Genomic DNA, 17546 nt, shown 5'->3' with positions numbered 1-17546 from the left:
CAGTGAAGGGGAGGGGAATGACACCGCACCATGCACAGATCCCGGGCCGCCGCCCGGAGGGGAGGCCCCACGGTGGCCGCTGCCCCTGTGTTCCTGCGGGGCCATCCCCACCGGGATCACCCTGTACCGTGGCGGGGCCGGCCGGGGGCCCGCCACGGCCTTCATGATCGGCACCCCGGGGATCGGGGTGGATTCCCTGGCGGTGAGCTACGCCCTGCTGGGTCCCTTCATGATGCTCGCCCGCGCCCTGGGGGCCCTGGTCACGGCCATTGCCACCGGCCTGCTGGTGGGGATCAGCCGTGGTGGCGGCGGTCCCCCCGCGGCGGCCGCCTGCACGGGGGACTGCTGCGGCGACAGCGGACACGCCCATAGCCACGCCCATAGCCACGCCCATAGCCACGCCCATAGCCACGCCCATGGCCACGACCATGGCCATGAGCCCGCACCTTCGCCGACGGGCCCCGGGGGGCGGCTGCGTGCTGGGCTGGCCTATGCCTTTACCGAACTCCTGGACGACATCGGGCCCTGGATCCTGGGGGGGCTGGTCCTGGCCGGCGTGCTGGTGGCCCTGGTGCCCGCCGCGTGGTGGGCGGGTCTGGAAAACGGGCCGCTCACCCTCCTGCTGTTGTCCCTGGTGGGCATTCCCGTCTACATCTGCGCCACCGCCGCCACCCCCGTGGCCGCGGGGCTGCTGGCCGCCGGCCTCTCCCCCGGGGCCGTGCTGGTTTTCCTGCTGGCGGGGCCGGTCACCAGTCTGGCCACCCTGGGGGTGCTGCGACGGGAGATGGGCAATGCCGCCCTGGTGCTGTATCTGGGGGGGATCGTGGCCAGCACCGTTGCCCTGGGCCTGGGGCTGGATCTGCTGGCGAGCGTCTGGGGGCTGGATGTCCCCGCCCAGGCCGGTGCCATGCGCGAACTCACCCCCGCCTGGCTGGGGTATGCCGCCCTGGCGGTGCTGTTGGCGGTGGGGCTGCGGCCTTTGCGCCGGGTGCTTTTCGGTCTGGGACGCCGCCTGGCCTTGTCGGTGTGACAGCATGTGCGGCCGCTTTGCCCTGTACACCCCCCTGGGCCCGGTGATGGACCGCTATTTCGGGATGCAAGACGCCGCGCAGGGGGAACCCCGCTACAACGTGGCACCGGGCACGGCCATCCATATCCTCCAGGCGGATGCCCATGGTCGCCCGTGGCTCGGCACCTGCCACTGGGGATTCCGGCCCCCGGGGGCCGGGGAGGACGCGCCCCGCCCCATCAACGCACGCGCCGAGAAGGTGGCCACCCGCCCCTACTTCCGCGGGGCCTTCGCCCGCCATCGCTGCCTCGTCCCCGCCGATGGCTGGTACGAATGGCGACAGACCCCGCAAGGCCGCCAGCCCTACTACATCACCCTGCGGGATCCCGGCGAGGCGGAGGTGATCTTCCTCGCCGGGATCCACGCCCCCGGCACCGGGGGGGAGGATGGCGGCTGTGCCGTGATCACCGAACCCGCCCGCGGCCCCCTGTCCGCGATCCATCCCCGCCAGCCCCTGGCCCTGGATCCCCACTGCCTGCGGGCCTGGCTCGACCCCGGCATCACCGACCGTCAGGCCCTCCGTGCCCGCATTCGCCCCCTGGATCCCGGTCGTCTGGTGATCCGTCCTGTGGATCCCCGGGTGAACCGCGCCGGGGAGGAAGGGCCGGATTTGATCCGTGAACGGCAGCGGGAGCCGTCTGCCTCTTAGTCCTGCCGGATCCCGTCCCGGCGGAACACGCCGATCCCCTGCCAGAGATTGGCGCTGAGCAGGGTATTGGATAGGGCGAAGGCCAGCAGGGCGGGATACAGCAGGGGCGGCCAGAGCAGCGCGGCGGTGCCGGCGGCGAGGGCGGTCAGGTGGAACCACCATTGCAACCGGGTGTGCCGGATGGGGATGACCTGGTGCATGTTGGGCACGGGGGCATCCCAGCGACCGCTCTGCATAAGCCGGTGGTTCAGGTGCAGCCACACCAGGAAGGGGACGATCTTGTAGAGCATGCCGTTGATGATGGACAGGGTGAAGCCGGCGAGAAAGAGCCAGGCGGGGATCAGGGCCGCGGGACCCTGGATGCCGGGCGTGAAGGGCAGGGCGGAGAGGCCCCACAGGCTCAGGGCCAGCGGCAGGGCCAGCAGGCCGGTGCGCCAGAAAGCGACGGTGACATCGGCGTTGCGCCGCCGACGGCGGGCCTGCAGGCGCAGGGTGATGAAGGCGAATCCGGCCAGGGCCGCCACCAGGCCCGCAGCGGCCAGGGTCTGCAGGGCGATGCCCGGGACACCGGGGAGAAAGCCGCCAGCGGTGACCAGCGCCAGCAGGATGAACACCCCGGGGGCGTGGAAGCGGGCGAAACGGGCCGGGTATTCCGGCGTCATCTGGAACATGGGCACCACCTGGTAGGCCACGCCGGCGATGAGCAGGGCGATCCAGCCCGCCAGTCCCCAGGCCAGATGCAGCTGGGTCATGGACCGGGGCAAGGGAAGGCCCGGCAGGTGTCCCAGGGCCAGCCAGGCCCCCAGGGTGACGGTGACGGCCAGGGCTGCCACCGCGAGCCACAGGGCGGTATGGGTCGGGCCCCGGGCCGGGCTGCGCCACAGGCTGATGGACGTGGTGACGATGAACAGCCCCATGGCCCCGAGCACACACAGACCGCCGGTGGCCAGGGCCGGAGGGATGCTCCAGGCCAGACCCGCCGCCAGCAGGGGGGTGCCCAGGGCCAGGCCGAGGTGGATCAGGCGGCTGGTAAGGCGTTCCCGGGGCACCGGGGAGCCGGCCACCACCGGCAGCAGTTGCTGCATGGCCCCGAACATCACCATAGTGATGTAACCCAGCACCAGCAGGTGGGTGGCGGCGAGCATCGCCGGGGTCCAGCGCGAGAGCAGGGCATCGGGCCCTTCCACGGCCAGGAGGGCGGCGAAGGCCACGGCGAACAGGGGGGCTGTGGCCATGAACTGCAGCGGCACCCACAGGGGCGGGGTGCGGTCCAGGGAGAGGCGGGCGAGGTGCATCATCGTTCTGCATCGTCCGGGTCGGGTTCGGGACTGGCGGCGGGCCAGATGCGGATCTCGAAGGGGCAGTGGTCGGGGGTGAGCACCCGGTGGCGGAATCCGGCATCCGCCAGCAGGCCGTACAGGGGGAAGGGCTCCCGCCGGTGGTACATGCGGATCAGGTCCCCCGGGCGCAGCTGCGGCAGCAGCTCCAGCACCCGTTCCATGGGTTCGGGCGGGGGCAGGTGGCGCACGTCCAGGTGATGGACCCGCCCCATGGCGGTCACGGCTCCAGGCTCCGCACCCGCTCCATGAGGGGTTCGCGCCGGGGCTGCAGGAAACGGTCGGCCATGGGGTAGAGGATCTGTTCCTCCTTGACGTTGTGCAGCTGGATCATGGTCATGAGGGTCTCGATCACCCCCAGGGCCTCGTCCCGTTCCTGCCGCTGCAGGGCCTGCTCCAGTCCTTCCAGGAGGGCACGCATCTGGTCGTGCTCCCGGCGCATCACCTCCGTGGGGCCCTGGGAGCTGCCGGAGACCTCCTCGATGGCGGGAAAGAGCAGATCCTCCTCGCGCTGGAAGTGGCGCTCGATGTCGTGATGAAACTGGCCGTAGGCCTCAGCGCTGGCCGGCCAGTCCCCGGCGGCCACCACGGTCTCCACATCCGCCAGGCGGTGGTCGCATTCGCGGTGATCATCGGTGAAAAATCCCTGGATGGTGTCCATGGCGCGGTACTCTCGAAGGGGGGTGACGGGGACGGTATCCCGGGGGCCGGGGGGATGCACTTGATCCGGATCAAGCCGTGCACCGTGCAGGGGGGCCGGTGTGCTAGCCTTCCTGCAGGAACGCCCCCTGGGCGGAGTCGAAGATCAGTCAGGAACGCCTCCATGAGCCGATTCATCTATCCCGAGCCCGAGACCTGGATCCCCGCGGATCGTCAGGGGATCCGAGACCACTACCGCTCCGATGAGGCCGAGACGGTGCGGATGCTGCTGGGTGAACTGCCCCCGGATGAGGAGACGGGCACGCGCATCCGCTACCTGGCCCGGGGCCTGGTGAAGGGCATGATCCAGGCCGGGGAACGGCGCTCGGGGATCGGGGCCCTCCTGCAGGAGTACGATCTCTCCAGTGAGGAGGGCATCGCCCTGATGTGCCTGGCGGAGGCCCTGCTGCGGGTGCCGGACAAGGAGACCGCGGACCGGCTCATCCGCGACAAGCTCAGCGCCGCCCACTGGGATACGCATCTGGGAGGGGATCGCCCCTTCACGGTGAACGCCGCCACCTGGGGGCTCTGGATCAGCGAGCGCATCATCGACACCGATGATCGCCGCCGCTGGCTCGGGGGCGTGGTGCATCGCATGCTGGCCCGGGCCGGCGGGCCGGTGATCCGTTCCGCCGTGCGCCGCGCCATGGCGGTGCTGGGGGACAGCTTCGTCCTCGGCCGCGACATGCCCGAGGCCATGAAACGTGCCCGCCGCAACGAGAAGCTGGGCTACCGCTACTCCTACGACATCCTGGGGGAGTCGGCCCGCACCGAGGCGGATGCGCAGCGCTATTTCCGGGACTACCGTCAGGCCATCGAGGCCATCGGCAAGGCGGTGGACCCGCGCATGGCCCTGCCGGAGCGGCCCGGCATCTCCATCAAGCTCTCCGCCCTGGACCCCCGCTTCGAGCCGGGGCAGGAGAGCCGTCTGGCGGGCCGGCTGATGCCCCGGGTATTGGAGCTGTGCCAGCTGGCCCGGGAGTTCCATATCCCCCTGTGCATCGACGCGGAGGAGTCCTGGCGTCTGGATCTGACCCTGGACGTGGTGGAGACCCTGCTTGAGGAACCCGGGCTGGGGAACTGGAACGGCCTGGGTCTGGCGGTGCAGGCCTATCAGAAGCGGTCCTGGGAGGTGCTGGGCTGGCTGGAGAGGAAGGCGGCGGCCAGTCAGCGCCAGCTCATGGTGCGTTTGGTGAAGGGGGCCTACTGGGACACGGAGATCAAGGAGACCCAGGTCGGGGGGCTGGCGGATTACCCCGTGTTCACCCGCAAGGCCGCCACCGATGTGGCCTTCATGGCCTGTGCCCGGCGGCTTTTGGAGGACTGCCCGCACCTCTACCCCCAGTTCGCCACCCACAACGCCTATACCGTGGCCGCCGTCCTGGAGATGGCCGGGGAGCGGGATTTCGAACTGCAACGCCTGCATGGCATGGGGGAGACCCTCTACCCGCAGCTGATCCGGCGCGAGGACGGGGGCGGCGTTCCCTGCCGCATCTATGCCCCCGTGGGCAGCCACGAACGGCTGCTGGCCTATCTGGTGCGCCGGCTCCTGGAGAACGGGGCCAACACCTCCTTCGTGCACCGGGTGCGGGAGTCGGACCTGGAGGACCTGGTGGCCGACCCGGCGGCGCGGCTGCGGGCCCGCAACGTCCTGCGCCATCCCCGCATCCCCCTGCCGGCGGATCTGTATGCCCCCCACCGGCGCAACAGTGCCGGGCTGGATTTTTCCGATCGTGCCGCTATGGCCCGGCTGGCGGCGGAGATGGGGCGCGCCTCCGACCGGGGCGGACCACGCAAGGCCGGACCCGTGATCGGTGGCAGCCTGCGCACCCGCACCGGCGAGGCGGTGCGCCCGCCCCGGGACACCTCTGCCGAGGTGGGCCGGGTCACCTGGTCCGGCGAACAGGAGGTGGAGGAGGCCCTGGCGGCGGCCCACGCCGCCTGGCCCGCCTGGGAGGGCACCCGGGCCGAGACCCGGGCGCGGCTGCTGGAGAAGGTGGCCGATCTCTATGAGCAGCACCGGGCGGAGCTCATGACCCTGTGCGTGGAGGAGGCGGGCCGTACCCTGCGGGATGCCCATGCCGAGGTGCGCGAGGCGGTGGACTTCTGCCGCTACTACGCCTGGCAGGCCCGGCGCCAGCTGGACCGGCCCGTGGTCCTGCCGGGGCCCACGGGGGAACAGAACGAACTCACCCTGCATGGGCGCGGCGTGTTCGCCTGCATCAGCCCCTGGAACTTCCCCCTGGCCATTTTCACCGGCCAGGTGGCGGCGGCCCTGGTGGCGGGCAACGCCGTGGTGGCCAAACCGGCGGAACAGGCCTCCCTGACGGCGGCCCGGGCCGTGGCCCTCATGCACCAGGCGGGGATCCCGCGGCAGGTGCTGCACTGCCTGCCCGGATCGGGGGATCTGCTGGGGCCGGCCCTGGTGCGGGACCGGCGCGTGGCCGGGGTGGCCTTCACCGGTTCGGTGGAGACGGCGCGGCGCATCCACCAGGACCTGGCGGGGCGCGAGGGGCCCATCGTGCCCCTGATCACCGAGACCGGCGGCATCAACGCCATGATCGTGGATTCCACCGCCCTGCACGAGCAGGTGGTGACGGACATTGTGCGCTCCGCCTTCCTCAGTGCCGGGCAGCGCTGTTCCGCCCTGCGACTGTTGTGTGTGCAGGAGGACGTGGCCGAACCCCTGCTGCGTATGCTCCAGGGGGCCATGGACACCCTGGTGGTGGGGGACCCCCGCTGGCTGGCCACGGACGTGGGCCCGGTGATCGACGCCGAGGCCCTGGAGGGGCTGCGTTCGCATCACACGCGCATGCAGGGTATGGGCCGGGTGATCCACCGCGCCCCGGTGAGTGGCGATTGCGAACAGGGACTGTACATGCCCCCCAGCCTCTATCGTCTGGAGCGGCCGGAGGAACTGGACCGGGAGGTCTTCGGCCCCATGCTGCATGTGGTGCGCTGGCGCTCCGGGGAACTGGAGGCCCTGGTGGATCGCATCAATGCCCTGGGCTATGGCCTCACCCTGGGCCTGCACAGCCGCATCGGAGGCGCCGCGCAGCAGGTACGCCGGCGGGCCCGGGTGGGTAATCTCTATGTCAACCGGGACATGGTGGGGGCCGTGGTGGGTACCCAGCCCTTCGGCGGCGAGGGGCTCTCGGGCACGGGCTTCAAGGCCGGCGGACCCCATTATCTGCTGCGTTTCGTCAGCGAGCGGGTGGCCACCTTCAACACGGCGGCGGTGGGGGGCAACGCCAGCCTGCTGGTGCTCTCGGATGATGAGGACGTGCCGCAGCCCACACCGGGAGGAGGGAAGGATGGGCAGGACCCGGGGCGGGAGGCGTCGGGGCGTCGCAGGAGGAAGCGCGCTCGGGAATAGGGCACCGCACCCCGTCAGGGGCGGTGCATCGGCCCCGCCGCGACGGCGGGGCCGGGGGGGCAGTGTTCAGTCTTCCTTGGCCCCGGAACCCTTGCCGGTACCGCCGCCGTTGCCGCCATTGGTGCGGGAACGGGGGGAACGGCTGCGCCGGGTGCGCGGTTTCGCGGGCGCCTTTTCCTGGGAGGTCTCCCGGGGGGCGGCCGCCTTGGGTGCCGGAGCCGGCTCGGGCTCGGGCTCGGGATCGCGGTCGCCGCCTCCGGGCCAGAAACCGTCCCGGGCCTTCTGCAGCCAGTTGCCCAGGTAGTCCTCGATCATGTCCTGGGTATCCTGGGGCAGGTCCCGGTAGATGAAGGTCCCGGCCACGGCGAGCACCACCAGCCCGCCGATGAAGGTGAGGAAGGGCTGGAGGAAGACGATGGTGGCCAGGGCGATGACGCTGAGCAGGATGATGCGTGTTCTTGCTGGCATGGTCTCTCTCTGTTCTGTCGCGCGGCCGCCGGCGGCGGCGGGGTGGGGAAGGATGAAAAACCCTGTTATTTTGCCTGATTTGCCGGGGTGGGGCCAGGAAAGACGTCACGCGCCCGGGGGGATACCGGCATCGATGACCGTCTGGGTGACGCGGTCGCGGCCGCCCCGCTTGCTGGTATAGAGGGCGTCGTCCACGGCGCGCACCAGCTGGGCCCGGGAGGGTCCCCCGGCCTTGCCGGTACAACTGACCACGCCGATGCTCACGGTGACCCGCAGCTTCTGACCCCGGTGTTCCAGGGGTTGGCGGGCGATCTCCTGCCGCAGCCGCTCGGCCATGCTCAGGGCCCCGTGGGGGTCGGTCTCGGGCAGGATGATCATGAACTCCTCGCCCCCATAGCGGGCCGCCAGGTCCGATGTCCGTGCCCAGTCCTTGAGGATCCGGGCGATGTGCCGCAGGAACGCATCGCCCACCGGATGGCCGTGGGTGTCGTTGATCCCCTTGAAATGGTCGATATCCATCATGAGGATGGAGAAGGGCGTTTTGTAGCGCTGGCTTCGTTCGATCTCCCGGTCGATGAGCTGCTGCATGTGGGCATGGTTGAACAGCCCCGTCATGCCGTCGCGGTGGGCCTGCTCGGTGAGGTGATGCACCTGGGTCAGGGCGCGGATGATGGGGCGCAGGGCCAGGATCTTGGCGGCGAAGATGAGCGCGGCCAGTATCGCCAGCAGTCCCAGCAGACGCCAGAGTTGCCGGTCGGTCTCGGCGAAGAAGGCCCGGGTGTGCACCACCCCATAGATCCGCCAGTCCACGGACGCCAGGGGGCGGTGTTGGATGTGGATGCCGTCGCCGGCGGGGTTCCCCGCCAGGTGGGCCTGCAGGTGTTGGCGGGCAGCCTGGTAGATTTCCCCCCGGGGCCAGAACAGCAGGCGTCCGTCGGCCGCGACCACACCCAGGGTGACGGTGCGCAGGTCCTCGCCATGGGGATTCTGCAGGATGCCCTGGACGGGGGCGGCGTCCATCAGCAACTGGTCCATGCCGATGCGGGTTCCGCCAGGGTCGTGCAGGGGCGAGCAGTACACCAGTATCTGCTTCCCCTTCAGGGGGAATGGGCCCTGTATCCGGATCCCGCTCCCCCGATCCCCCTTCTCCGGCAAAGTGCAGGTGGAAGCCCCGGGCAGGGGGGCCGGCGACCACCCCACCTGCAGCAGCGGGGTCCCGTCCGGGCCCAGACGCCGGATGCCCAGCAGTTCGTCATTGGCCTGGAGGGCATCCCGCAATTTGGGGGTGGCGAAGGCCCGCAGGTCGGCCAGATCCAGTTCCCCCGCCAGGTAGCGCATCTGTTGCTGGCGGATGGCGCTGCGGCTGGCGGTCTGCCGGGCCAGGGCGATGTGGCGGTCCAGTGCCCCCTGTACCAGCCAGCGGGTGCTGTCCAGGGTGTGATCGATGATCTCCGCGTGGGCCTCCCGCAACCGTTCGGCCAGGGGCTGGAACCCCGCCACATAGAAGGTGAGGCTGAGCAGAGCGAAACTGCCCCCCAGCACCAGATAGACCAGGGCGATGCTGGGCCTGAAGGGCTTCAGCGGCATGGCAGGCGGCTCCGGCGGGGGTGGGGTCGCGGGGCGGAGAAACGGTGACGATCAAAGGTCGCCCCCAGGCCGGTCAGGGTGCGGGGGCTGCGCGGCAAAGGAAGAGACATGGCGCGGGCAGTATAGACGCATCGGGCCCCGGGCCAAAGGCGGATAGGCCGCGGTGAATCGGTGGAGGCAGAGGGGTGCGCACAGGATCGCCGAGGGGTACGATGACCTCCATGAACGACACCGGAATCCAGCGGGGGAATCGTCTGCTCATCGTGGAGGACAGCCGGGCCGTGGCCCGGCTCCTGGCGGAACGGGTGGAGACCCTGGCCGGCATCGAGCCGGTGATGGCGGGCAGCCTGGCCGAGGCGGAGGCGCGACTGGCGCAGGGGGCCCATGAATTCTTCCTGGCGGTGCTGGACCTGAACCTGCCCGATGCCCCGGATGGGGAGGTGGTGGAACGGGTCCTGGCCCATGGCCTGCCCGCCCTGGTGCTCACCGCCGGGGTGAGCGATGACGAGCGCGACCGGCTCCTCGATCTGGGCATCGTGGATTACGTCAACAAGGGCAATCTCACGGAGATCGAGCACGTCATCGCCACGGTGGAGCGCATCCACCGCAACCGGCGCATCGGCGTGTTGGTGGTGGACGACTCCACCTCGGCCCGGGCCTATCTGCGCTCCCTCCTGGGGCGCTACGGCTATCGCACCCTGGAGGCCCGGGATGGCCAGGAGGCGCTGGACCTGCTGGCCTCGGGGGCGGACGCCATCCACCTGGTGCTCTGTGATCAGCACATGCCGGGCATGGACGGCATCACCCTCATCAGCCGCATCCGGCGGCATTTCTCCCGCACCGAGCTGTGCATCATCGGCATGTCCAACCACGGCTCCGGCATCCTCTCCGCCCGCCAGCTCAAGGCCGGGGCCAACGACTTCATCACCCGTCCCTTCCTGGAGGAGGAATTCTTCGTGCGGGTGAACCAGAACGTGGCCCTGCTCGAACTCCTCCAGGAGATGCGGGAGAACGCCAACCGGGATCCCCTGACCCGGCTGTACAACCGGCGCTACCTGGCCGATGCCGGGGAGACGGTGTATCAGGCAGCCCGCCGGGAGGGACGGGGCCTTGCGGTGATCCTCCTGGACCTGGATCACTTCAAACAGATCAATGATCGTTTCGGCCATTCCGGGGGAGACAAGGTGCTGGTGAACGTGGCTGCCTGCCTGGGGGAGCGGGCGCGCCGTTCGGATATCCTGGTGCGCTACGGGGGCGAGGAGTTCTGCCTGCTGGCCCAGGATGTGGAGGAGGACGGGGCCCTGGGTCTGGCGGAGGCCCTGCGGGAGGCCGTGGGTGGCCTGGAACTGCGCCTGGACGGGGAGCCGTTGGCGCTCACCACCAGCGTGGGGGTGAACACCCACCCGGGGACGGGTCTGGAGGCCATGCTGGAGGCCGCGGATGAGGCCCTCTACCGTGCCAAGGCGTCGGGACGCAACCGGGTGGTGCAGGCCGCGGGGGAAACGGGGGGATGAAGCAGAACCGGCCGCACCCCGGGGGGATGCGGCCGGTCCATACAAGCACCGGAGGATGCCTGGGCTTACTTCGCGCCGGAACCCTCGTAGGTGCGTTCCATGCGCTGCATCATCTCCCGCAGACGGGCATTCTCCTCCAGGGCGCGGTCGGCCTTGCTGTCGGCCTCGCGGGCCATGCGCTGGGCCTGATCGGCGCTGGACTGGGCCTGTTCGGCCGTGCGCATGGCCTGGTCCGCCGTCACCGCGTTGTCCTCGATCATCTGGCGCTGCTGTTCCATGTTCTGGGTGGTGGCACAGCCGGTGGCCAGAACCAGGGAGAGGGCGGCTGCGGGAACCGCGACCACTTTCATCATGCCTTTTTTCATTGTTACCTCCGTCATGCGGGTTGTTTTACGCTGGAAATTCAGAGCGGCAAGCGACCCCCCGTTCCTTGGCGCTGCCGGCAGACGCGCGGGGCCATCCATCCAACATTGCACACAAAGTGTAACAGGTTGTCGGCGGGGAGCCATACGGGTTCGTCCCGGACTTTTATCATGCTCACAGAATGCACATCCCCCTGGGGCCGGGCCTGCCGTGACAGGGTCCCGGGGCGGGCCTCTGAGGGACTTGGCCCTTGTGGTTCGACGCCCGGGCCGGCGGGGTTACAATACCGCGACACATGAATCCGTATATGAGTGACCCGCCATGCCCCTTGGGCCCGTGATGCTGGATCTCGAGGGGACCGCCCTCACGCAACGGGAACGCCGCCTGCTGTGTCATCCCCAGGTGGGCGGGGTCCTGCTCTTTACCCGCAACTACGACTCCCCGGAGCAACTGCGTGAACTGGTGCGGGAGATCCACGCCCTGCGGGATCCCCATCTCCTGGTGGCGGTGGATCACGAGGGGGGACGGGTGCAGCGCTTTCGCGAGGGGTTCACCCATTTGCCGCCCATGGCCCGCCTCGGCGCCCTGTATGACCGTGATCCGGTACGCGCACGGCGGGTGACGCGCCTGCTGGGCTGGCTCATGGCCGCCGAACTGCGCAGCATGGGGGTGGACTTCAGTTTCGCGCCGGTGCTGGACCTGGGCCGCGGGCTGAGCGGGGTCATCGGCGACCGGGCCTTCCACCGCGCCCCGGAGGTGGTGGCCGACCTGGGGCAGCAGTGGGTGAACGGCATGCGCGCCGCCGGCATGGAGGCAGTGGGCAAGCACTTCCCCGGTCACGGGGGCGTGCGCGCGGACTCCCACCTGGAACTGCCACTGGACGAACGCCCCCTGGAGTCCATCCTCCACGGGGACCTGCAGCCCTTCGAGCGCCTGGTGGCCAACGGCATCGCCGGGATCATGCCCGCCCACGTGGTCTACACCCACGCCGATCCCCTGCCGGCGGGATTCTCCCGCCACTGGCTGCAGCAGGTCCTGCGCCGGCGCCTGAACTTCCGCGGGGCGGTGTTCAGCGACGACCTTTCCATGGCCGCCGCCGCGCAGTTCGGCGACTACGGCCGGCGGGCCAGGCGTGCCCTGGAGGCCGGCTGCGACATGGTGTTGGTATGCAACCATCCGCAAGGGGCCGAGCAGGCCCTGCAGGCCCTGGAGGGGCACGACGATCCGGTGGCCATGGCACGGCTGGCGCGTATGCATGGCCGGGGCACCCTCACCCCCGAGGCCCTGCGGGCCGACCCCCACTGGCACCAGGGGGTGACCGCCTGCCGTGTCCTGGGAGGGGAGGAGGGCAACCTGGAGATGCCGGTCTAGCGCCCTCCCCGTAGGGCTAAAAAGACCTCATGGGGGGATCAATCAAACTGAATTGGACGCCCCCCGGCCTGGGGCTATAATGCCCCTGAACCGTCAAAGGAGTTATAAGTATATGGCCGACAAGCTGATGATCATCATGGTCAACACCGATCCCCGCAATGGCGCGGAGCTGGGGGCGCCGTTCTTCCAGGCCACGGTGGCCGCCGCCATGGAATACGATGTGGAGGTGATCATGACGGGCCGCGCCGGGGAACTGGCCAAGAAGGGTGTGGCGGAGCACCTGTATGTGCAGGAGGGCAGCCCCAAGTCGGTGTACGATTTCATCAAGGATGCCCACGAGGCGGGGGTCAAGTTCAAGGTATGCACCCCCACCCTGGAGTTGTGGGGGGATGATCTCATCCCCGAGGTGGAGGAGACCGTGGGCGGGGCCTATGTCATCGGCGAGGCCATGGACGACGATACCGTGACCTTCACCTACTAAGACCCGGCGGATCGCCGGCGGGTTGAATCCGGGGCCGGCCCGGGGGGATGATGGAACCCCTCCGGGCCTGTCCCCGTTTCCGGGCCCACCCCATTGCGGGTGGGCTCGTTGCGTTCATCCATACCAGAAAGGATCGCCATGTCCGTTACGCCAGAACACGCCGCCCAAGTCCAGGCCCAGGCCGATTGCCTCGTATCCCGGACCGAAGTGGAGGCGGCCATGGACCGCATGGCCGAGGCCATCACCCGGGATCTGCGGGACCGGGATCCCGTCGTGCTGTGCGTCATGACCGGCGGTGTGGTGCTCGCCGGACACCTGCTCACCCGCCTGGACTTCCCCCTGCAGGTGGACTATCTGCACGCCACCCGCTACCGCGGCGAGACCACCGGCGGGGAGACCCTGCACTGGGTGGTCAAGCCCCGCCTGTCCCTGGAGGGGCGCAGCGTGCTGGTGCTGGACGACATCCTGGACGAGGGACACACCCTGGCGGGAATCCTGGATTTCTGCCGCAGCCAGGGGGCCCGGGAGGTGCGCACGGGGGTGCTGGTGTACAAGCACCACGACCGCCATGTGCCCGATCTTGCGGCGCAATACGTGGGCGTGGAGGTGCCGGACCGCTACGTCTTCGGCTACGGCATGGATTACAAGGAATACCTGCGCAACGCCCCCGGCATCTACGCCGTGAAGGACGCCTGAGCCTCATAAAATCCCCGATTCCATCCCATCCATCCAGCATCCGAGAGTTCCATGACTGAAAGCACCATCGCCATCATCGGTGGCACCGGCCTGACCTCCCTCAATGGACTCGAGATCACCCGCCGCGAGGTGATGCACACCCCCTATGGCGAGCCCTCCGGCCCCCTGACCCACGGGGTCCTGGCGGGCCGCCGCGTCGTCTTCCTGGCGCGCCATGGCTATGGCCACACCATCCCGCCGCACCGCATCAACTACCGCGCCAACATCTGGGCCCTGAAGAACGCGGGCATCCACCGCGTGGTGGCCGTGGCGGCGGTGGGGGGGATCACCCGGGAGATGCACCCCCCGCGCCTGGTCTTCCCCGATCAGATCATCGATTACACCTGGTCCCGGGGACATACCTTCTTCGAGGAGGACCTGAGCCATGTGACCCACGTGGACTTCACCCATCCCTATGATGAGGGTCTGCGCCAGGCCCTTATCCAGGGGGCCCGCGGCATCGGCATCGACGCCGTGGAGCGGGGCACCTACGCCGCCACCCAGGGACCGCGCCTGGAGACCGGTGCCGAGATCGACCGCCTGGAGCGGGACGGTTGCGATCTGGTGGGGATGACCGGCATGCCGGAGGCCGCCCTGGCCCGGGAACTGGACCTGGCCTATGCCACCTGTGCCGTGGTGGCCAACTGGGCCGCCGGCCGCGGCGAGGGGGCCGGGGAGATCTCCATGGAGGAGGTGAACCGCAATGTCAGCCAGGGCATGGACAACGTCCGCCGCCTGCTGGAGACGGTGATCCCCACCCTCTGATCCCCATTACCCCTTTCAGGGCATCACGCCCCGGAAGGGCTGCACCTCCACCAGGTCGCCGGCCTCCAGCGTGCCCCCTTCCGGGGACAGGACGATGAAGCAGTCGGCCTCGCGCATGGAGCGCAGCACCCCGGAGCCCTGGTGGTCCATGGCACGGACCCGGAGCCGGCCGTCCGGAGCCCGTTCCAGCCGGCCCCGCTGGAATTCCAGGCGCCCGGGGCGCTTGTGCAGCCGGGTGGCGCAGGGCACCTGAAAACCCGCGGGCGGTGCCGGATGGGATACCCCCATGAGGCGCAGCAGGGCCGGCTGCACCAGCTGGCAGAAGGTGACCATGGCGGAGACCGGGTTCCCCGGCAGGCCGAAGAAGACCGCATCCCCCACCCGGCCGAAGGCCAGGGGCTTGCCGGGTTTGACGGCCACCTTCCAGAAGGCCACCCGGCCCACCCGGTCCAGCACCCGGCGCACGTGATCCGCCTCGCCCACGGAGACGCCGCCGGTGGTGATCACCAGGTCGGCCCGGGCCCCGGCCTGGTCCAGGGCCTCTTCCAGGGCCCCGGGGGTGTCGGAGACGCGCCCCAGATCCAGGATTTCCACCCCCAGGGCGGTGAGCAGCCCCCGCAGGGCGGGGCCGTTGCTGTCGTGGATCTGTCCCGGGGCCAGGGGCCGGTCCGGGGGGGCCAGCTCGTCCCCGGTGGAGAAGAGGGCCACCCGCGGGCGGCGCAGCACCGTCACCCGGGTGATCCCGGCGGAGGCCAGCAGCCCCAGACGCGGGCCGTCGATGCGCTCCCCCGCCGGCAGGAGCATCTGACCCGGTTGCAGGTCCTCGCCGGCGCGGCGCACGTTCTCTCCGGGGCGGACCCCCGGGGGGATCCGCACCGCTCCTCCGGCTTCCCTGTGCACCCGTTCCTGCATCACCACCGCATCGCAGTCCGGGGGCAGCACCGCCCCGGTCATGATGCGCACGCAGGACCCCGGTGGCCGGGTCCCGGTGAAGGGGGCCCCCGCCAGGGCCGTGCCTGCCAGGGTCATGGCGGTGGGGCCATCGCTGCACAGGTCTTCGGTCGCCAGGGCATAGCCGTCCATGGCGGCGTTGTCATGCCCCGGGACGGCGATGGGGGAGGGGATGTCCCGGGCCGTAACCCGCCCCAGGGCGTCCATGAGGGGCACGGACGTCTCCTCCCGGAGGGGGTGAACGTCGTCCAGGATGCGTTCCCGGGCCTGTTCCAGGGTGAGGGCTTCGGGAGCGCAGTCGTCGGGGTTCCGGATCCCTGCAGGGATGGCGTTGGTGTGGGTCATGGCAGTGGTGTCCTTTCGGATTAAGCGGAGTGGAAATCATCCCCCCGTGCGGTTCATGCGATGCAGGATGCGGGTCTCCCCCGGGGCGTGGAACCCATGGTCCCGGGGCTTGTGGCGCAGCGCTCCCAGGATGGCCTTCTCCAGGGCCTGCCGATCCCCGGGGCGGTTGCGCAGGACCCGTTTCAGGTCCACGGCCCCGGAATGGCCCAGGCAGGGCAGCAGCCGGCCGTCCGCCGTGAGACGCACGCGGTTGCAGCCGGCACAGAAGTCGTGGCTCATGGGGGCGATGAATCCCACCCGGGTGGGATGCCCCCCCAGGCGGAAGTAGCGCGCAGGCCCGCCCGTGTCCTCCAGGGTGGGCAGCAGCGGGAAGTGCGCCTCCACCCGGGCGCGCACCGCGTCCGCCGTCAGCGCATCGCCGCCGCCGGCACCGCCCCCCAGGGGCATGCGCTCGATAAAGGCGATGTCCATGGTCCGGTCCCGGGCAAAGGCCACCAGCTCCGGGATCTCGTCCGCGTTGACCCCGTGCTGGATGACGCAGTTGAGCCGCAGGCCCTTAAAGCCCACCCCCCGGGCGGCCTCGATGCCGGCCAGTACCCGCTCCAGGCAGCCGCCGCGGGTGATCTCCCGGAAGCGATCCGGGCGCAGGGTGTCCAGGCTGATGTTGAGCCGCCGCACCCCGGCCACCCGCAGGGGCAGGGCCTGGTGCACCAGCTGCGTCCCGTTGGTGGTGAGTACCAGTTCCCGCAGTCCCGGCAGCAGGGCCAGGTCCCCCAAAAGCCCCAGGGCCCCGCGGCGCACCAGGGGCTCACCGCCGGTGACGCGGATCTTGTCCACTCCCAGGTCGGCGAAGGCCGCCGCCACGGTGTGGATCTCCTCCAGGGTGAGGATCTCCTGGCGGCGCAGAAAACGGGTGCCCTCGTCCATGCAGTAGCCGCAACGCAGGTCGCAGCGGTCGGTGATGGACAGGCGCAGATAGCGGATGCGACGGCCGAAGGGGTCCTGCAGCGATGCGGTCATGGGGGCGGACTCGCTTCAGGCTCCGGGGTTGGCTGGGGGCGGTCCCCGGCGGATGGGGGGGGATTCACCCGCGGCATCTGCGAATGATGTGCTGCTGAGGCGGGGGGATCCCGCAGCACCGCCTCCAGATGCCGGCGGTCCGCCTCGGTGTTGATGTTGTCAAAGGCCCGGGGATGGTGCGAGAAATCCGCCATCACGGCCCCCTGGGCCAGGAGCCACTCCCCGGCCCGGCGCCCGCCCCGGTGCAGGTGTTCCTGCAGGTCGGGGTGCAGGGCCGAGGCCAGCAGGGCGAACAGGGGTTGCAGGCGCGTGCCGTCGTGGGCCACCGCCGCCGGCGCCCCGGTTCGGCGCCGGGCGGCCTCCAGCCGGGCCACCAGGTCCCGGGGGGGGCGCGGGCAGTCGCAGGGGCAGGTGATCACCCAGGGGGTGTCCGCAAGGGCCAGGGCGGCACTCAACCCGGCCAGGGGGCCGGCGTGGCCGGTGACGGCATCCCCCACCACCGGGTGGCCGAAGGCCGCATAGGCCGGTCCGTGGCGGTTGGCGCTGATGAGCACCCGGTCCACCTGGGGGGTGAGGCGGTCCAGGGCCCAGGCGGCCATGGGCCGGCCCGCCACGGACACCAGTCCCTTGTCGCGACCGTCCATGCGCAGGCCCCGACCGCCGGCCAGGAGGATGCCGGTGAGGGCGTGAGGGGGGAGAGGCATTGGGGTTTCGATATCCGGAATAAGGTTATGCCGGATTGTAACCTGTTTTGTGTCCTTGCGGAATCGCAAGAGGCCGGGCGGTGTGGACGGGACGCAGCCCGGGCCCGGGGAT

17 protein-coding genes are annotated in these 17546 nt (G+C 70.1%); 8 read left to right on the top strand and 9 right to left on the bottom strand.

What is annotated here, in order from left to right; genetic code table 11:
• Window positions 1-1030 (top strand): SO_0444 family Cu/Zn efflux transporter (locus CKO33_RS07195; protein ID WP_200180873.1); only part of this gene is annotated, 1030 nt, incomplete at its 5' end.
• Window positions 1031-1034: 4 nt separating this feature from the next.
• Window positions 1035-1718, top strand: coding sequence for an SOS response-associated peptidase (locus CKO33_RS07190; protein ID WP_200180871.1), 684 nt, complete (start codon window positions 1035-1037; stop codon window positions 1716-1718).
• Here CKO33_RS07190 and CKO33_RS07185 read toward each other — a convergent pair.
• The 3 genes from CKO33_RS07185 to CKO33_RS07175 are packed head-to-tail and all read right to left on the bottom strand — an operon-like array spanning window position 1715 to window position 3716.
• On the bottom strand, window positions 1715-3016 hold the full coding sequence (locus CKO33_RS07185; RefSeq protein ID WP_200180869.1) for a hypothetical protein: 1302 nt from the start codon (window positions 3014-3016) through the stop codon (window positions 1715-1717). The two genes, CKO33_RS07190 and CKO33_RS07185, sit on opposite strands and share 4 nt — an antisense overlap.
• A complete protein-coding gene (locus CKO33_RS07180) occupies window positions 3013-3270 on the bottom strand; it encodes a DUF2249 domain-containing protein (RefSeq protein ID WP_200180879.1) in 258 nt (85 codons plus the stop codon). Before CKO33_RS07180 ends, CKO33_RS07185 begins: the two co-directional genes overlap by 4 nt.
• A gap of 5 nt (window positions 3271-3275) precedes the next feature.
• Complete coding sequence (locus CKO33_RS07175; protein ID WP_200180867.1) at window positions 3276-3716, bottom strand: hemerythrin domain-containing protein; 441 nt, start codon at window positions 3714-3716, stop codon at window positions 3276-3278.
• 162 nt (window positions 3717-3878) lie between these two features.
• Here CKO33_RS07175 and putA point away from each other — a divergent pair, with 162 nt between their 5' ends.
• Window positions 3879-7130 carry a bifunctional proline dehydrogenase/L-glutamate gamma-semialdehyde dehydrogenase PutA gene (gene putA / locus CKO33_RS07170; RefSeq protein ID WP_200180865.1) on the top strand — a complete coding sequence of 1084 codons (3252 nt, stop codon included), beginning with the start codon at window positions 3879-3881 and terminating at the stop codon, window positions 7128-7130.
• A 66-nt stretch (window positions 7131-7196) separates the two neighbouring features.
• Here putA and CKO33_RS07165 read toward each other — a convergent pair whose 3' ends face one another.
• Both CKO33_RS07165 and CKO33_RS07160 read right to left on the bottom strand, forming a co-directional pair.
• Window positions 7197-7598, bottom strand: coding sequence for a hypothetical protein (locus CKO33_RS07165; RefSeq protein ID WP_200180863.1), 402 nt, complete (start codon window positions 7596-7598; stop codon window positions 7197-7199).
• 105 nt (window positions 7599-7703) lie between these two features.
• Entirely contained in the window at window positions 7704-9185 is a 1482-nt protein-coding gene (locus tag CKO33_RS07160) for a sensor domain-containing diguanylate cyclase (RefSeq protein ID WP_200180861.1), read from the bottom strand.
• Between the two features lie 221 nt (window positions 9186-9406).
• Here CKO33_RS07160 and CKO33_RS07155 point away from each other — a divergent pair, with 221 nt between their 5' ends.
• Complete coding sequence (locus tag CKO33_RS07155; RefSeq protein ID WP_200180853.1) at window positions 9407-10699, top strand: diguanylate cyclase; 1293 nt, start codon at window positions 9407-9409, stop codon at window positions 10697-10699.
• A gap of 65 nt (window positions 10700-10764) precedes the next feature.
• Here the strand turns inward: CKO33_RS07155 and CKO33_RS07150 are convergent, their stop codons facing one another.
• A complete protein-coding gene (locus CKO33_RS07150) occupies window positions 10765-11052 on the bottom strand; it encodes an Lpp/OprI family alanine-zipper lipoprotein (protein ID WP_242472521.1) in 288 nt (95 codons plus the stop codon).
• 331 nt (window positions 11053-11383) lie between these two features.
• Between CKO33_RS07150 and nagZ the strand changes: the two genes are divergently transcribed.
• The 4 genes from nagZ (at window position 11384) to CKO33_RS07130 (ending at window position 14414) form a co-directional block, all read left to right on the top strand.
• Complete coding sequence (gene nagZ / locus CKO33_RS07145; RefSeq protein ID WP_200180847.1) at window positions 11384-12433, top strand: beta-N-acetylhexosaminidase; 1050 nt, start codon at window positions 11384-11386, stop codon at window positions 12431-12433.
• Window positions 12434-12545: 112 nt separating this feature from the next.
• On the top strand, window positions 12546-12914 hold the full coding sequence (locus CKO33_RS07140) for a DsrE family protein (RefSeq protein ID WP_090483506.1): 369 nt from the start codon (window positions 12546-12548) through the stop codon (window positions 12912-12914).
• Between the two features lie 138 nt (window positions 12915-13052).
• Window positions 13053-13610, top strand: coding sequence for a hypoxanthine-guanine phosphoribosyltransferase (locus tag CKO33_RS07135; protein ID WP_200180845.1), 558 nt, complete (start codon window positions 13053-13055; stop codon window positions 13608-13610).
• Between the two features lie 51 nt (window positions 13611-13661).
• Complete coding sequence (locus CKO33_RS07130; protein ID WP_090483508.1) at window positions 13662-14414, top strand: S-methyl-5'-thioinosine phosphorylase; 753 nt, start codon at window positions 13662-13664, stop codon at window positions 14412-14414.
• Between the two features lie 15 nt (window positions 14415-14429).
• Here the strand turns inward: CKO33_RS07130 and moeA are convergent, their stop codons facing one another.
• From moeA to mobA, 3 genes are read right to left on the bottom strand one after another with little or no spacing between them, the layout of a single operon-like run.
• Window positions 14430-15710, bottom strand: a complete 1281-nt coding sequence (gene moeA / locus CKO33_RS07125; RefSeq protein ID WP_200180844.1) for a molybdopterin molybdotransferase MoeA — start codon at window positions 15708-15710, stop codon at window positions 14430-14432.
• A 36-nt stretch (window positions 15711-15746) separates the two neighbouring features.
• Entirely contained in the window at window positions 15747-16730 is a 984-nt protein-coding gene (gene moaA / locus CKO33_RS07120) for a GTP 3',8-cyclase MoaA (protein ID WP_200180842.1), read from the bottom strand.
• A complete protein-coding gene (mobA, locus tag CKO33_RS07115) occupies window positions 16727-17434 on the bottom strand; it encodes a molybdenum cofactor guanylyltransferase MobA (protein ID WP_200180840.1) in 708 nt (235 codons plus the stop codon). The genes moaA and mobA overlap by 4 nt, the downstream gene beginning before the upstream one ends.
• Window positions 17435-17546 lie beyond the last annotated feature (112 nt).

It is taken from the genome of Ectothiorhodospira mobilis, from assembly GCF_016584115.1.
GTDB classification, from domain to species: domain Bacteria; phylum Pseudomonadota; class Gammaproteobacteria; order Ectothiorhodospirales; family Ectothiorhodospiraceae; genus Ectothiorhodospira; species Ectothiorhodospira mobilis.
The sequence above is the reverse complement of the archived record's forward strand: the minus strand, read 5'-3'. Positions and strand labels throughout refer to the sequence as shown.

What these genes read in the sequence shown, in the direction of transcription:
- CKO33_RS07190 (WP_200180871.1), top strand. Translation starts at nt 1,035, where the DNA reads ATGTGCGGCCGCTTTGCCCTGTACACCCCCCTGGGCCCGGTGATGGAC.
- CKO33_RS07185 (WP_200180869.1), bottom strand. Translation starts at nt 3,016, where the DNA reads ATGATGCACCTCGCCCGCCTCTCCCTGGACCGCACCCCGCCCCTGTGG.
- CKO33_RS07180 (WP_200180879.1), bottom strand. Translation starts at nt 3,270, where the DNA reads ATGGGGCGGGTCCATCACCTGGACGTGCGCCACCTGCCCCCGCCCGAA.
- CKO33_RS07175 (WP_200180867.1), bottom strand. Translation starts at nt 3,716, where the DNA reads ATGGACACCATCCAGGGATTTTTCACCGATGATCACCGCGAATGCGAC.
- putA (WP_200180865.1), top strand. Translation starts at nt 3,879, where the DNA reads ATGAGCCGATTCATCTATCCCGAGCCCGAGACCTGGATCCCCGCGGAT.
- CKO33_RS07165 (WP_200180863.1), bottom strand. Translation starts at nt 7,598, where the DNA reads ATGCCAGCAAGAACACGCATCATCCTGCTCAGCGTCATCGCCCTGGCC.
- CKO33_RS07160 (WP_200180861.1), bottom strand. Translation starts at nt 9,185, where the DNA reads ATGCCGCTGAAGCCCTTCAGGCCCAGCATCGCCCTGGTCTATCTGGTG.
- CKO33_RS07155 (WP_200180853.1), top strand. Translation starts at nt 9,407, where the DNA reads ATGAACGACACCGGAATCCAGCGGGGGAATCGTCTGCTCATCGTGGAG.
- CKO33_RS07150 (WP_242472521.1), bottom strand. Translation starts at nt 11,052, where the DNA reads ATGATGAAAGTGGTCGCGGTTCCCGCAGCCGCCCTCTCCCTGGTTCTG.
- nagZ (WP_200180847.1), top strand. Translation starts at nt 11,384, where the DNA reads ATGCCCCTTGGGCCCGTGATGCTGGATCTCGAGGGGACCGCCCTCACG.
- CKO33_RS07140 (WP_090483506.1), top strand. Translation starts at nt 12,546, where the DNA reads ATGGCCGACAAGCTGATGATCATCATGGTCAACACCGATCCCCGCAAT.
- CKO33_RS07135 (WP_200180845.1), top strand. Translation starts at nt 13,053, where the DNA reads ATGTCCGTTACGCCAGAACACGCCGCCCAAGTCCAGGCCCAGGCCGAT.
- CKO33_RS07130 (WP_090483508.1), top strand. Translation starts at nt 13,662, where the DNA reads ATGACTGAAAGCACCATCGCCATCATCGGTGGCACCGGCCTGACCTCC.
- moeA (WP_200180844.1), bottom strand. Translation starts at nt 15,710, where the DNA reads ATGACCCACACCAACGCCATCCCTGCAGGGATCCGGAACCCCGACGAC.
- moaA (WP_200180842.1), bottom strand. Translation starts at nt 16,730, where the DNA reads ATGACCGCATCGCTGCAGGACCCCTTCGGCCGTCGCATCCGCTATCTG.
- mobA (WP_200180840.1), bottom strand. Translation starts at nt 17,434, where the DNA reads ATGCCTCTCCCCCCTCACGCCCTCACCGGCATCCTCCTGGCCGGCGGT.